General features: G+C 70.6%; 17 protein-coding genes and 1 pseudogene. 6 read left to right on the top strand and 12 right to left on the bottom strand.

Annotated features, from left to right (window positions below):
- Positions 1-9 precede the first annotated feature (9 nt).
- The gene (locus GA0070619_RS03040) at positions 10-678 is read right to left on the bottom strand and encodes a head maturation protease, ClpP-related (protein WP_088946641.1); all 669 of its coding nucleotides are present in this window, start codon (positions 676-678) and stop codon (positions 10-12) included.
- Positions 659-1,894: a phage portal protein gene (locus GA0070619_RS03035; RefSeq protein WP_231927246.1), complete on the bottom strand. Its 1,236-nt coding sequence runs from the start codon at positions 1,892-1,894 to the stop codon at positions 659-661. The genes GA0070619_RS03040 and GA0070619_RS03035 overlap by 20 nt, the downstream gene beginning before the upstream one ends.
- A 41-nt stretch (positions 1,895-1,935) precedes the next feature.
- Here GA0070619_RS03035 and GA0070619_RS32645 point away from each other — a divergent pair, with 41 nt between their 5' ends.
- Both GA0070619_RS32645 and GA0070619_RS03025 read left to right on the top strand, forming a co-directional pair.
- Positions 1,936-2,238 (top strand): hypothetical protein, encoded by a 303-nt coding sequence (locus GA0070619_RS32645; protein ID WP_088946640.1) that lies wholly within the window; start codon positions 1,936-1,938, stop codon positions 2,236-2,238.
- Positions 2,171-3,664 carry a terminase gene (locus tag GA0070619_RS03025; RefSeq protein WP_231927245.1) on the top strand — a complete coding sequence of 498 codons (1,494 nt, stop codon included), beginning with the start codon at positions 2,171-2,173 and terminating at the stop codon, positions 3,662-3,664. The genes GA0070619_RS32645 and GA0070619_RS03025 overlap by 68 nt, the downstream gene beginning before the upstream one ends.
- 72 nt (positions 3,665-3,736) lie before the next feature.
- Here the strand turns inward: GA0070619_RS03025 and GA0070619_RS34015 are convergent, their stop codons facing one another.
- The 9 genes from GA0070619_RS34015 to GA0070619_RS32640 form a co-directional block, all read right to left on the bottom strand.
- Entirely contained in the window at positions 3,737-3,943 is a 207-nt protein-coding gene (locus GA0070619_RS34015) for an HNH endonuclease (RefSeq protein ID WP_157743886.1), read from the bottom strand.
- A 53-nt stretch (positions 3,944-3,996) separates the two neighbouring features.
- The gene (locus GA0070619_RS32130; protein WP_157743885.1) at positions 3,997-4,143 is read right to left on the bottom strand and encodes a hypothetical protein; all 147 of its coding nucleotides are present in this window, start codon (positions 4,141-4,143) and stop codon (positions 3,997-3,999) included.
- Positions 4,144-4,157: 14 nt separating this feature from the next.
- Positions 4,158-4,499, bottom strand: coding sequence for a hypothetical protein (locus tag GA0070619_RS03015; protein WP_088946637.1), 342 nt, complete (start codon positions 4,497-4,499; stop codon positions 4,158-4,160).
- 133 nt (positions 4,500-4,632) lie between these two features.
- A complete protein-coding gene (locus tag GA0070619_RS32125; RefSeq protein WP_157743884.1) occupies positions 4,633-4,791 on the bottom strand; it encodes a hypothetical protein in 159 nt (52 codons plus the stop codon).
- A complete protein-coding gene (locus GA0070619_RS03010) occupies positions 4,784-5,056 on the bottom strand; it encodes a hypothetical protein (protein WP_157743883.1) in 273 nt (90 codons plus the stop codon). The genes GA0070619_RS32125 and GA0070619_RS03010 overlap by 8 nt, the downstream gene beginning before the upstream one ends.
- 221 nt (positions 5,057-5,277) lie before the next feature.
- Positions 5,278-6,411 carry an AAA family ATPase gene (locus tag GA0070619_RS03005; protein ID WP_088946635.1) on the bottom strand — a complete coding sequence of 378 codons (1,134 nt, stop codon included), beginning with the start codon at positions 6,409-6,411 and terminating at the stop codon, positions 5,278-5,280.
- Entirely contained in the window at positions 6,408-6,572 is a 165-nt protein-coding gene (locus GA0070619_RS32120) for a hypothetical protein (protein ID WP_157743882.1), read from the bottom strand. Before GA0070619_RS32120 ends, GA0070619_RS03005 begins: the two co-directional genes overlap by 4 nt.
- Positions 6,572-6,874 carry a helix-turn-helix domain-containing protein gene (locus GA0070619_RS03000; RefSeq protein WP_088946634.1) on the bottom strand — a complete coding sequence of 101 codons (303 nt, stop codon included), beginning with the start codon at positions 6,872-6,874 and terminating at the stop codon, positions 6,572-6,574. Before GA0070619_RS03000 ends, GA0070619_RS32120 begins: the two co-directional genes overlap by 1 nt.
- A 246-nt stretch (positions 6,875-7,120) precedes the next feature.
- Positions 7,121-8,560, bottom strand: coding sequence for a recombinase family protein (locus GA0070619_RS32640; RefSeq protein ID WP_088946633.1), 1,440 nt, complete (start codon positions 8,558-8,560; stop codon positions 7,121-7,123).
- 15 nt (positions 8,561-8,575) lie between these two features.
- Between GA0070619_RS32640 and GA0070619_RS34205 the strand changes: the two are divergent.
- The 4 genes and pseudogenes from GA0070619_RS34205 to GA0070619_RS02980 form a co-directional block, all read left to right on the top strand.
- Positions 8,576-8,680 (top strand): annotated as a pseudogene (locus GA0070619_RS34205) (magnesium chelatase subunit ChlI family protein); the annotation flags it as partial.
- Positions 8,677-9,888 (top strand): DNA-processing protein DprA, encoded by a 1,212-nt coding sequence (locus GA0070619_RS02990; protein ID WP_088946632.1) that lies wholly within the window; start codon positions 8,677-8,679, stop codon positions 9,886-9,888. The pseudogene GA0070619_RS34205 and the gene GA0070619_RS02990, both read left to right, overlap by 4 nt.
- 295 nt (positions 9,889-10,183) lie before the next feature.
- Entirely contained in the window at positions 10,184-11,242 is a 1,059-nt protein-coding gene (locus GA0070619_RS02985) for a tyrosine-type recombinase/integrase (protein ID WP_088946631.1), read from the top strand.
- 43 nt (positions 11,243-11,285) lie between these two features.
- Positions 11,286-12,467 carry an aminotransferase class V-fold PLP-dependent enzyme gene (locus GA0070619_RS02980; RefSeq protein ID WP_088946630.1) on the top strand — a complete coding sequence of 394 codons (1,182 nt, stop codon included), beginning with the start codon at positions 11,286-11,288 and terminating at the stop codon, positions 12,465-12,467.
- Here the strand turns inward: GA0070619_RS02980 and GA0070619_RS02975 are convergent.
- Complete coding sequence (locus GA0070619_RS02975; RefSeq protein ID WP_088946629.1) at positions 12,388-13,125, bottom strand: murein hydrolase activator EnvC family protein; 738 nt, start codon at positions 13,123-13,125, stop codon at positions 12,388-12,390. The two genes, GA0070619_RS02980 and GA0070619_RS02975, sit on opposite strands and share 80 nt — an antisense overlap.
- Positions 13,126-13,218 lie beyond the last annotated feature (93 nt).

Below are 13,218 nucleotides of genomic sequence, written 5' to 3'. Positions count from 1 at the left end.
CTGCCCTCCTCAGGCAGTCAGGGCGCGGTGTCGCGCCTGGATAAGCCGGGTCCGGTTGTCCGGCCCTTCGGTCTTGGTCTTGCCGCCAGCGACCCGGTCGGCGAGCTTCGCGTCCACGGCCTGCTGCGCCGAGTACCACGTGGTCGCTGACATGGCAGTGCGCCAGGCTGCGGGCTTGCCGCCCGCGCGGCCGGCGTAGTAGCCAGCGATGTCGTTGGACACCTCATCGAGCAGGTCGGCGTACTCGCGCAGCTCGGCCGGCGAGCCGATGCCGACGCCCTGGGCGTCGTGGATCATCATTCGGCCGCCCTTGGCGATCTCGATGTCATCACCGGCCATCGCCAGGAATGACGCCGCAGACGCGGCCAGGCCGTCGACCTTCACGGTCACCCGAGCGGAGTGCTCGGCAACGGCCTCGTACATCGCCACGGCGTCGAAGACGAACCCGCCGGGTGAGTTGATGTGGAGGTCGAAGGCATCGACGTCGAGCCCGTGCACCGCCTGGACGAACTCGGCGGCATCGTTGTCCCAGCCACCGATGACGTCGTAGACGTACAGCTTCGTCGCCTTGGCCTCGTTGACCACGCGGAAGCAGGGCGTCGACCGCTCGGTCACAGCGTCGGCCGCAGCACGCCACGCCGCCCGCAGCGCCCGGAGGTTACTCGGCTGGCGGTGCATCGCTGCCCTCCTCGCGGTCGCCGTCGACCGGCGGTGCCGGCTCGGGGAGCGGCGGCAGGTTGCGGATCGCCCGCGCCTCGTTGATGGTGAGCAGACCCGCGCCGACCTGCTTGATCAGCAACTCGATCTCCTTGTCCGGGCTCGGCCGCTCCAGGCCGGTGAAGTCGATCTCGATCCAGCGCGGACGGACGAGCAGCCGTGACCCGCGACCCTCAAGGCGACTGGCCCACGGCGCGAGCACCGTCCGGCCCAGCGCGCGGTTCTGCTCCTCGACGCCCGTGCCCCAGCTCGTCTGCTTCTCGGTCTGCATCAGCAGGTGCGGCGGCACGCCCGTCCAGCGGGCGACGTCCTCGATCTGGAACTGCCGGCTCTGGAGGAACTGCGCGTCGACAGCGGTCATCGTCCAGGGCGTGAACTTGAGCCGCCGGTTGATCAGGGCGATTGCGCCGACGTTCTCGGAGCCGGACGTGGCGTTGGAGAGCTGCCTCTTGATGATCGGGAGGTCTTCCGGGTCCAGGTCGTCCTCGGTATCGGGAGACGCCAGGCCCGAGATGAGCGCGCCGTTGGTGAACATCCTCCCGGCGGACTGCTCGGCAGCGAGAGACGTCCCGAGAGAGAAGCGAGCCGCCTGCAACAGGCCCATCCCGCCCACGCCGTCCAGCGACAGCGCCGGGACGTACCAGAAGTCGTCCGCGTCGAGCCGCACCGACTCGCCACCCTCAAGCTGCACCCGGAACCACAGGCCGCCGCTCGGGCGCTCGTCGCCGGTCGGCATCTCCTCGGTGAACGAGGCGGGATGCACCAGCGGCAGCCGGACGAGGCTGCCGGCCTCGTTGCGGACCTTCAACGCCCCGGCCTTGCCGTGGATCATCAGGTACGCGAAGAGGGTTTCGGTCCACTCGAACTGGGTCTGACCGTCCGGTCCGTCCGGGTCATCGAAGACGGACGTGACCCGCTCGGGGGTGCCGTTCTCACCCTCGCGCAGCGTGCGCAGCGGCAGTGAGGCGAGGGTGCCGGAGACGAGCGAGACAGCCCGGAAGACGGCCGAGAGGCCAAGGATCGACTCCTGCGAGACGGTGATGCCGGCGAGGTCAGCCGGTCCGCCCGGACGGATGAACTGAGCGAACACCTCGTCGCTGACGGAGGTGACCCGGTTGCTCGGCTTGGCCTGCCGGGCGTGCTGCCGTGCACGCTGACGACCCCGGCTCCGGCTCACAACATCATGATACCCCTACCGGGTAGGGGTATCCTAGTTCTGTGGCCCTGGCCGAGTCCGTGAATGCTGCGCTGCTGGCCCATCCGGTCGGCGAGCGCGACCGCGCCGTGGCCGACCTCGCCCGGTTCTATGCCTCCGAGCTGGACGGTGGGGGCGACGCCGCGAAGCTCGGGCCGGCCCTCTTGACCACTCTCGAAGCCCTCCAGATGTCCCCGCGCGCTCGCGCGCTCGCTCAGCGCGGGAAGGCCGCCGATGACAAGCCCGCTGACTCTGAGCTTGACGAACTCCGCGCCCGCCGTGCTGGGAAGGGTCGAGCCGCGACTGTGGACGCCGCCGCTCCGTGACCTGACCGACCGGAACGCCTCGTTCGGCTACGAGCTGATCGACTTCGCCAGGGCGATCGGCTGGCCGCTCGACCCGTGGCAGCGATGGCTTGCCATCCACATCGGTGAGCTGCTGCCTGACGGCCGGCCCCGGTTCCGCATCGCTCTCATCCTGGTGGCCCGACAGAACGGCAAGAGCCTGTTCTGCCGCATCCTGACGCTGTACTGGATGTTCGTTGAGACGGTCCCGATCGTCTTCGGCATCAACTCCACCCGTGACACCGCAAAGGCGTCGTGGAAAGAGGTGATCAAGATGGCCGAGTCCATCGAGCTGCTGGCGCGCGAGCTTCCCGCTCGGCACATCAACAAGCAGATCGGTGAGGAGGAGTTCTGGAACAGCCTGGGATCGTCGTACCTCTTCGGTGCGCCGAACTCCCGCGCCGGCCGGTCGCGCACCATCGACCGGGCCATCATCGATGAGCTGAGGCAGCACAAGAACCGCGACGCCTGGGACGCCCTGATCCCCACCATGAACGCCGTTCCCGACGCCCAGGCCGTGATCATCACGAACGAGGGCGACGACAGCGCGGTGGTCCTTCACGAGCTGGGAGACGCCGCCCAGGCGTTCATTGAGACAGGGGAGGGCGACCCCCGCCTGGGCCTGTTCTCGTGGAGCGCGCCGCCCGGCTCGGACCCAACCGACGTGGAGGCGCTGGCCTACGCGAACCCGGACCTCAACCGCCGGGCGCTGCAACTGGACGCGCTGCTCGGGCAGGCCACACAGGCGAAGCGCGCCGGAGGGGAGACGCTGGCCCGGTTCCGTATCGAGATGATGTGCCAGCGCGTCGACACCCTGGACCCGGCCATCGACCCGGACGCCTGGAAGGCCGCTGGAAGCCCTGAGCCGGTCAACCTGGCCGAGTACCGCACCCGCCTGTGTCTGTGCCTTGACGTGTCTCTGAACGGCGAGCACGCCACCCTGGTAGCCGCCGCCACGATCGACGGGATCACCCACGTGGAGGTCGTCCAGCGGTGGCAGGGATTCGGCTGTACGGCCGCCGTCCGCGCCGAGCTGCCCGCCATCATGAAGCGGCTACGGCCCGCGCAGTTCGGGTGGTTCCCGGCCGGCCCGGCGGCGGGCATCGCGGCGAGCCTGCGCGCCAAGGGCTCGCGGTCATGGGCGGGGCGGACCAAGGTCGCCGAGCTGACCGGCGACACCCCGGCGGTCTGCATGGGCCTGGCGGAGCAGGTGATAACCGGCCAGGTTCAGCACCCGGACGACGACATGCTCAACGCCCACGTGTCCCAGACCCAGAAGCTCCGGCACGGCGACGCCTGGGTCTACACCCGCCGGGGCTCCGCGCCGATCGACGGTACGTACGCGATGGCCGGAGCCGTCCACCTGGCCCGCACCGTCAAGGTCCGGCCGCCCCTGGAGCTGGCGTAATCGCGCACAAAAAAACAGGGCAGCGGGTGTTGGACCGGCCAGGGTTCGTGAACTTTTCGGCCGGCCCAACGATCACCAACTGCTGACGCGCTTCGGTGCTGGCTCGGGCTCAACGCGAGCCCTCTTGCGGCTCAGGTTGCAGTGCTCGCACGCTGCCCGCAGGTTGTCCATCTCCTCGGTGCCGCCCATCTCGCGCGGCACGATGTGATCCACGTGAGTAGCCCGCACGGTGCAGCCCTTGGCCTTGATGGTGCACGTCTCCTTGTCCCTGTGCAGCACAGCCGCCCGCGTTGCGCGCCACCGCGTCGTACTGCCCTGCCTCCAGGCCCTGCTCACATCGCGGCCCAGAGCAGCGACAGCGCCATCATCACGATGCCGATACCCACCAGCCGCATTCCCCTCCGGTGCTGCCGGATCGGGTCCACCTGGATCTCCCCGTGGGTCAGCAGATCCTCGCGCCAGGCTTCCGTGTCACTCATCTCGTACTCCATTTCTAATCCATCTCGCTTACTGACTTGTTGTGCGTCTTGCCGCTGATGACCGCGCGGATCGTGCTGGGGTCTACGGCGTGCATCCGGGCCAAGTGCGACTTGGTCACCGTGCCGGTGGCGAACAGCTCCCGGATGCGGCAGGCGTCCTCGTCGGTGAGCCGGTGCCTCGGGGCTGGCGAGAGCACCGGCTCGGTCCTCTCGACCTCCGCCCAGGCGGCCCGGATGTTCTGCGCCGTGCTGACCCAGACCGGGCTGGCCCAGCTCCCGTTGACCTCCAAGGTCAGGCACGCCTCCTCGTAGTCCGCCTCGGGCGGCACCCCGCACAGCTCCAGCTCCTCGATCACCTCTCGCCAGTCCCCGAAGGTCCGCCATTCCCCTGCCGGCTCCGGTGGTGCTGGCCTCTTGACTCGCCCCACGGGTTCCCTTCCCAGGGCTTGAGCCGGGGCTGGCGCAGGGTGGATCGCCAGCCCCGGCAGCTCACTTGGCCCGGTTCCGCGCGAGCTTCGTCGCGTGCCTACGCTCCAAGCCCTTGCGCCGACGCTCCAACATCTGCTTGCGCATCTCAGCCGTCCGCTCCCGCCTGGCAGTGGCCTCCTTCACCTGCTCCAGCCACCGACCACTCACCAGCTCAGTCATGGGTGTCCTTCAAGGCGGTGTTGCGCCGCAGGTGGTCCAGCCAGGTATCCAGGTCCTCGTCGTGGACGTGCTCCCCGGTGTGCTGCTCGATCACCCGGTCCAATCCGGTGCAGCCGGGCTTGTGGACGAACCACACCTTGGCGATGTCCCCGACACCCTTGGGCTCGATCCAGTAGACGTTGCCCTTGCCGGTGATCCACCTGCCGCAGGCGTCGCAGAGCACCAGCGGGCAGGCGTACATCCCGTCCCTACGAATGACGATCACTTGTCCTCCATCGACGTTTATCTGTGGGACAGCTAGGCCCCGAGTCGTGATCTTGAGTAATCAGGAGTGGGACAGAAAGTGGGACAGTCACAACGCTCTGACCTGCGGTTTCTCTTGACCGTCCCAGTCGTCCCACTGCGTCCCAGTGCTCCGCTGATCCGTCCCAGCCGTCCCACCACCCTTTAGGGTGGGACGGTGGGACAGGGGCACTTGAAAGGTGGTCAGCCGGGGTGCCTGGTGAGCCTGAATCGGTAGGTGGTGCCGATCTCCTGCTTCTCCACCAAGCCCTGACCCGCCAGGGCGTTCGCGTGACGGTGGAACGTCGACTTGGTGGCGACCTCGGCGTCAATGGCCTTGGAGGCGCTGATCCAGTCCCCCTGGAAGTTCTCCCACCAGACCTGCGCCATCTTGTGCGCCGCACTCTTCCCGGAGCTGCCGCCGGGGCCGAGTTCGACCACCGGGACCACCGAGTCCAGGTACGGCACCAGGCGCAGGGTGAGGTCGTCCCATTCCTCGGCGTCCTTGTTCTTGGTGCATTCCAGCTTCACCAGCTCGCCGTCCTTGGACACCTTGATGATGGTGCTCAGAGCACCGTCCAACACGGTCGCGCCGCGTCCGGTGTCCCCGTTCCGGCCGATGTGGTGAACGATCAGCACGCAGGCCGCCGACGCCTTGCGCAGCTTCTCGGCCTGGTCCACGAACCGGCCCATCTCGGTGTTGGAGTTCTCCTCCACGCCGACCGTGATCCGGGACTGGGTGTCCAACACGATCAGGGCGTACTGCCGCTCGGCGGCCAGGGCAACCAGCCCGTCCCACATGGTCGCGTTGGTGGACTGCACCGCGATGGGCAGGAAGTCGATGTCCTCCATGCTGCGCCCCATCGCGGCCTCCCACGCCCGCACGCGCTTCTTGACGCCCCGGACGCCCTCAGCGATGAGGTAGAGCACTCGCCCGGGGCGTACGGGGTAGCCCTGCCACGGTGATCCGGTGGCGACGCAGCCGGCCATGTCGATCGCAGCGAACGACTTGCCGTGACCGGGCTTGCCCACCATCCAGTTGATCGAGTCGATGAACAGGATGTCGTTCCCGATGAGCGGCACCGGGTCTGGGATGTCGTCCAAGCCGTCCGAGTCCACCAGGGCCGCTCGCAGCATGTCCACGGCCGGCAACTTGCCCGCTTCCACGACTTCCCCTGCCTGCCTCTGCTCGGCGGACGGCTCCCTCGGGGCTGCCTCCGGGCAGTCGCTCCAGTCGAACGGCTCGCCCGGCCCCTGCGTCTCTGCCTCGGCCTGCTTGTCGGCCAGAATCTTCTCGATGGCCAGGTTCGCCACCTCGTCGTCGCTGTACTCGATCACCGGGCACCTGCCGAGGTGCGCTGCTCAACGCCAAGGTTGAGCCCTGCGGCGGCGTAGAGGTCGATGTCTGCCGGGACCTCCCGGACCTTGCGCTCCGCCTGGAGCATCCGGTCCAGCGCTCGCGTGGTCTGCCGGCGCGAGCCGCAGGAGATGCACGCCATCACGCCACCGCCGAGGTGGTGTCGTTGAGGATGTGCCGGAGCTGGGCGACCTTCTCCGGCGTCAGCGTCGGCGCTGCGGCGACCAGCTCGGTAATGGCGGCACGCGCCTCGCGGGTCAGGCCGGTGGGCTGCTGGACGTTGGCCGCCAGCATGTCCTGGACGGCGGACTCGGGGATGAGGACTGAGCCCTCCACCTTCACGGTCCAGAGTCGACCGGCCTTGATCCAGTTGTGGATGGTCTGCTCGGTCTTCTTGAACTTCTTGGCGAGGTCCGCCTTGGTGTAGAAGTTCTGGTCTTCCACTGCTGCTCCAGCGGCGCGTTAGGACTGAGAGGAGTCCTTCTGCGGTGGCCTTGCGAACCGTTGCATCTCGCCGCTGAAATGAACACTAGAGGACGTGAAATAGCCATGCCAAGAGTTGTTCATGTTGGCTATACATGTGTTCTAAGTCACGGAGTGATCATGCGTCTGAACAGGCCATACACAACACAAAGGGTGGCCTGCGGAAACGTCACAGGCCACCCCGGAATTGCTTATCTATCTCGCTAACTAACGCCACTCGACCACGACGGACTCCGGCCGGAAGGTGCGCGTGCCCCGGCCCGGCGGCAACAGCTTGACGGTCATCAGCAGGTTGATGACCAGCCGCAGCCGGTCGGTGTCCAGGGCCAGCACGGCGGCCCGCACGTCGCCCGCCCGGACCAGCGGCCCCAGGACGTCCAGCCGGCCGGCGTCGGCCATCTCCGCCTCCACCTCGGCCAGGCGCTCGCGCAGCCGCTTGGACTCGCGGCGCACGCTGATCTCGTCCAGCACCTCGTCCGCGAGCAGCCGTGCCAGCGCGTCCAGCCGCGCCCTGATCGCCCTTGTCTCGCGGTCCAGCTCCCGGGCGTTCGGCCGGTCGTGGTCGATCAGCAGCGCGGCGGCGTCAGGGCGCTCCAGGCGGGCGATCACCAGCTCCGTGACGTAGAGGTCCACCGGCTCGGACGCACGCCCTACGTGGCCGTACGAGGCGCGGCAGCGGTACGTGGTGTGGCCGGGCTGACCACGACGGGCCGGGGCCGCGCCACGGTGGACGGTCGCCTCACAGATCCCGCAGAGCCCGACGCCGGTCAGCAGGCCCTTGCCGGAGCGCGGCCCGGTGAGGCGGGACGGGTTGGTCAGCACCTCGACCACCGCGCGCCACGTCTCCTCACCCACGAGGCCCTTCCAGGCCGCCTTGCCCACGATCCCCTTGATCCGGGCCTTCCGAGGGTCCATCGACTCCCGGAGCTGTTCGGTGACATGGCTGCGCAGGCCGGCGTAGCGGGGGTTCAGCAGGACGGGCCGGACGGTCTGGGCGGTCCACGGCGAAGGCGACCCGTCGCGCTTGGTCTGCGGCGTGGTGAGGCCGCGCCCGTTCCACGTCGCGGCGATCCGGCCGATCGGCACGCCGGTCAGCACCGCGTCGTAGGCGTCCCGGATGGCCTGGGCCTCGGCCTCCCGGATCGTCACGCCGTCCGCCTCGTAGCCGAACGGTCGGCGGCCACCGATCCGGCGGCCCTGCTCTGCGGCCTGCCGCGCCGCCCGCCGCTGGCGCTCGGACTTCTGCTCGATCTCGTGCCGCGCCGCAGCGATCAGGATGGACGCGGTGAGCCGGCCGGCCGCCGTGCTGAGGTCCAGGTCGGGAGCACGGACGAACCAGAGCTGGAGGCCCGTCTCCAGGCCCAGCTCCAGCAGCCGTACCTCGTCCCTGGCCTTGCCCCGGGTCAGGCGGCTCATGTCGGTGGCGATGATGACGCGAGCCTCACCCTTGCGGACCAACTCCAGACCGACCTCGAAGTCCGGGCGCTTCCGCTTGCCGGCAGCGCTCACGTCGTTGTCTGTCAGCTCGCGGGTGATCGTCGCCTGGCGGGAGTCGGCAAGGGCGCGGTGGTCTTCGTGCTGACGGGCGACGGACAGCTCCTCGCCGGTCCTGTCCTGGCTGGCGCGTGCGTACGAGAGTGCATCCACGTCTGCGATCTAAGCATCCTTGCGATGGCCTGGACCATCGCTGACCTGGACGGCCGGGATCGGCCGGACCTGGACGACGTGCGGGAAGCGATCCAACTCCGGACGGGAGAAGCGACATGAGCGCCGACGACGAACGGCGGCTGGCCCGGGTCGCCCTGACCTGGCTGGCCGAGCCGGGCACCCGCGCGGTGCACCGACTGGTCGAACGGCACGGCCCGGTGGCGACCCTGGACCTGCTGCTCGACGGCGGCAGCCCGGACGGTTGGCTGCACAGCACGGTGGCCGCCCGGACGGCGGCCGGCGACGCCCGGGCGGTGGCGGCCGAGGCGCTGGAGCGCGCGGACCGGCTCGGAGCACGCCTGGTCACGCCGGACGACGAGGAGTGGCCAGCCCAGGTCGCGGTCCTGGCCAAGCTGCGCCTGCCGGATGTCACCCGCCGGGTGGACGTGGAGACCGCCCCGCCGCTCTGCTTCTGGGTACGCGGAAGTTGGCCGTTGGGCGAGGCCCTGGATCGTTCGGTGGCCGTGGTCGGGGCGCGGGCGGCCACCGGCTACGGGCAGCACGTCGCGACCGAGTTGGGTTACGGGCTCGCCGAGCGGGACTGGACGGTCGTGTCCGGTGGCGCGTTCGGCATCGACGCCGCCGCCCACCGGGGTGCCCTCAACGCCGGCGGCCTGACCGTCGCGGTGCTCGCCTGTGGGCTGGACAGGCCGTACCCGATGGGCAACGCCGCACTCTTCGACCGGATCGCCGACACCGGGTTGCTGGTCAGCGAGTGGCCGCCCGGTGCCGAACCCCTGCGGCCCCGGTTTCTGATCCGCAACCGGGTGATCGCCGCAGGCACCCGGGGCACCGTCCTGGTGGAGGCGTCGGCACGCAGTGGCGCGACGCAGACCGCGCGGCGAGCCATCTACACCAACCGGGTGGCCATGGTGGTGCCTGGGCCGGTGACCTCGGCGATGTCCGTCGGCGCGCACGAGTTCCTCCGCGAGTTCCCCAAGGCTCGGCTGGTCACCGGGTTGGCGCACGTCCTTGAGGAGGTGGGCCGGATCGGCGCGGACCTGGCTCCGTTGACGCGCGGCCCGCAACGGCCCGCCGACGCGCTCGACGACGACGCGCGGTCACTGCTGGAGGCGCTGCCGCAGCGAGGCGCGATGGGCGTGGACCGCCTCGCCGCCCGCGCGGGTGTCGACCTGCGGACCGCGTTGCGCAAGTTGTCTCTCCTGGAGGAGTTGTCCATGGTGGTTCGTCGCGACGGCGGTTACGCCCTCATCCCGCGCTCCCGACCGAAGCGCACGACGGCGGCGATGACGTCCGGGTCGGCCTGAGGGCGCCAGCGTGGGGGCACTGAGATGTCGCTCCTACCGGTACGGTGCCCGGTCATGGGTGCTGTCAAGCCGTGGCACATCACGGTGCTGTGCTGTCTCTTCACGTCCGCCGTGCTCATTGCCGGCCTGGTGGTGGTGCTGATCAGGAGGTCCAACAGGCGATAGTCGAGGCCCGACGAACACCGGCACCGTGGGGGCCGGTGACCCTCGTCGTTCGGCCGTAGGCTGGTGCCGTGCCAGCTGCCAGTGAAGGTGCCGGGGCCGATGGACCGGTCCGCAAGCCGACGCGGCCACGATGAGCCGGCCGGACCGGGGCACCCGGGCCATGCACCAGGCACTACCGCCCGAGCTGCGTGACGCCGTCGACGACTTCGCCGAGCACCTGTCCCGGGTGCGTAACCGGTCGGCGCACACCGTCCGCGCGTACGTCACCGATCTCGTCTCGCTGCTCGACCACGCCGTCCGGATGGGCTGCGTCGACCTGGGCGCGCTGGACCTGTCGGTGCTGCGCAGCTGGCTGGCGAAGCAACGCACCACCGGTGCGGCCCGCACCTCGCTGGCCCGCCGGGCCGCGTCGGCACGGGCGTTCAGCGCCTGGGCGCACCGGGCCGGGCTGCTCTCCGCCGACGTCGGTGCGGCGCTGGCGAGTCCGCGTGCGCACCGCGAGCTGCCCAGCGTCCTACGCGCCGACCAGGCCGCCGCCCTGGTCGAGGCACCGTCCCGGCAGGCACCGCCCGTGGGTTCAGCTCCCACCAACCCGCCGGTGCGGCCGGCGCCGTCCGTAAGCCCAGCTCCCACCGACCCATCTCCGGGGCCAACACCGAGCGCGGCGCAGACGGCCGAGATCGAGGCCGTGCCGCTGCGTGACCGGGTGCTGCTGGAGCTGCTCTACGCCACCGGTGTACGGGTCAGCGAGGCGTGCGGGTTGGACGTCGGGGACGTCGACCATGGCCGGCGGGTGATCCGGGTGTTCGGCAAGGGCGGACGGGAGCGCGCGGTGCCGTACGGGGTGCCCGCACAGCGGGCGTTGGACGAATGGCTGCGTCGGGGCCGTCCGGCGTTGGTGGGTGCCCGTTCCGGGGACGCGCTGCTGTTGGGTGCCAGGGGTGGCCGACTCAACCCGACGACGGCCCGTCAGATCGTCGGTGCGTACGCCGAGGCCGCCGGTCTGCCCCGGACGAGCCCACACGGTCTGCGCCACTCGGCGGCCACCCACCTCCTGGAGGGCGGCGCGGACCTGCGGGCCGTGCAGGAGCTGCTCGGCCACGCGTCGTTGGCCAGCACGCAGATCTACACGCACGTTTCTGTGGAGCGGCTGCGCGCCGCCTACCGTCAGGCCCACCCACGCGCCTGATCAAGGACCGGAGGGCGGGGGCCCCGGCGGTTACGATCATCACGTGAGCGTCCCGCAGCCCCCTGAACCCATTCCGGGCGCCCGCCTGCTCTTCTCCCTGGACCCGGCGGTCAGCCACCTCAACCACGGCTCGTTCGGCGCGGTCCCGATCGGGGTGCAGCGGGCCCAGCAGCGGCTGCGTGACGAGATGGAGGCCAACCCGCTGCGCTTCTTCACCCAGGGCCTGGTCGACCGGATCGCGCACACCCGCCGGCACCTCGCCGGGTTCCTGGGTGCCGACCCCGACGGCAGCGCCCTGGTGGGCAACACCACGACCGGCGTCGCCGTCGTGCTCCAGTCGCTGGGTCTGCAACCCGGCGACGAGGTGCTCAGCACAGATCACGGGTACGGGGCGGTGAGCCTGGCCATCCAGCGCGAGTGCCGTCGCACCGGAGCGGTCAGCCGGGTGCTGCCGATCCCGCTGGCCGCGAGCGACGAGCAGCTCGTGCAGATCATCCGCGCGGGCCTGCGCCCCGGGCGGACCCGGGTGCTCGTCGTCGACCAGCTCACCTCGGCCACGGCCAAGCTCTTCCCGACCGCCGCGATCGTCGGGGTGGCCCGCGAACACGGCGTACCGGTCCTGGTCGACGCCGCACACGCCCCGGGGATGCTGTCCACGACGGTGGCCAGCATCGGCGCGGACTTCTGGGTGGGCAACCTGCACAAGTGGGCGTACGCCCCGCGCGGGACCGCCCTGCTGGCGGTGGCACCGCAGTGGCGGGACCGGATCGAGCCGCTGGTGGTGTCCTGGGAGCAGGAGTCTGGTTTCCCGGCCCGGGTCGAGTGGCAGGCGACCCTCGACTACACGTCCTGGCTGGCCGCTCCGGCGGGCCTGTTCACGCTGCGCAGTCTCGGCGTCGACCGGGTGCGGGCGCACAACGCCGCGCTCGCCGCGTACGGCCAGCGGGTGGTCGCGGACGCGCTGGGGGTGCCTCCCGCCCAACTGCCCGACCCCGGCGGGCCGGAGGTGTCTCTGCGCCTCATTCCGTTGCCGGCCGGCCTGGCCGCCACCATCGACGCGGCGCGGGCGTTGCAGGCGCGGATCGGCGAACGGCTCGCCGCCGAGGTGGCGGTGATGAGCTGGAACGGCCGGGGGTGGTTGCGCCTCACCGGTCAGGTCTACAACACCGCCGACGAGTACGAGCGGCTGGCCGCGCGGCTGCCGGCGCTGCTCGCCCAGCGCTGACCTCGCCGAGGCCGGCCCCATGGACCGGCAACGGTGGGCCGGCCTCATGGACCGGCAGCGGAGGGCCGGCCTGATTGACCGGCAGCAGTCGCACCGGGCCGAGGCCGAGCAGTGCCAGCGGGTCCAGATAGTCCGTGCCACGGCGCAGGCCCCAGTGCAGGCACGCCGCGGCCGGGCAACCCGGGTGTCCGGGCAGCAGCTCGCCCAGCGGCGTGCCGGCGGTGACCTGCTGGCCGGGACGTACGGCGGGTCGGACCGGCTCGTGGGTGGTTCGCAGCCCGTCGGCGTGCCCCACGGTGATCACCGGTCGCCCGGCCACCAGACCGGCGAAGAGCACGGTGCCCGGACCGGCGCTTCGGATCACCGTTCCGGCCGGCGCGGCCAGGTCGACGCCCCGGTGACCGGGCAGCCACGGCCGGGGCGGCGGGTCGAATCGGCGTACCGGACGAGGCGCCCCGGTGACCGGCCAGCGGAACCGCCCGGCGTGCTGCGGGGCGGACGGCAGGGCCGCCGCGACCGGCACGGCCGGCGTCGGTGGTTCGCGGGGTGTCGCCTCGACCAACCCGCCGAGCTGGACGATCAGCGCGAGGACAAGCGCGGCGCGGAGCAGCCCGGCATGGCGGACCCGGCCGATGCGCGGGACGGATGGGGGTCGCATGACGGCAGCCTCCGACCGAAGCCGGGTCGTCCGCCAGCCCGGCCTGCGGACCTGGGGACAACCGGAGGTCCTGTGGACGACCACCCAGTGATG

The organism is Micromonospora zamorensis (assembly GCF_900090275.1).
Taxonomy (GTDB): domain Bacteria; phylum Actinomycetota; class Actinomycetes; order Mycobacteriales; family Micromonosporaceae; genus Micromonospora; species Micromonospora zamorensis.
Note: the sequence above shows the minus strand (reverse complement) of the source record. Positions and strands in the feature narration are given on the sequence as shown.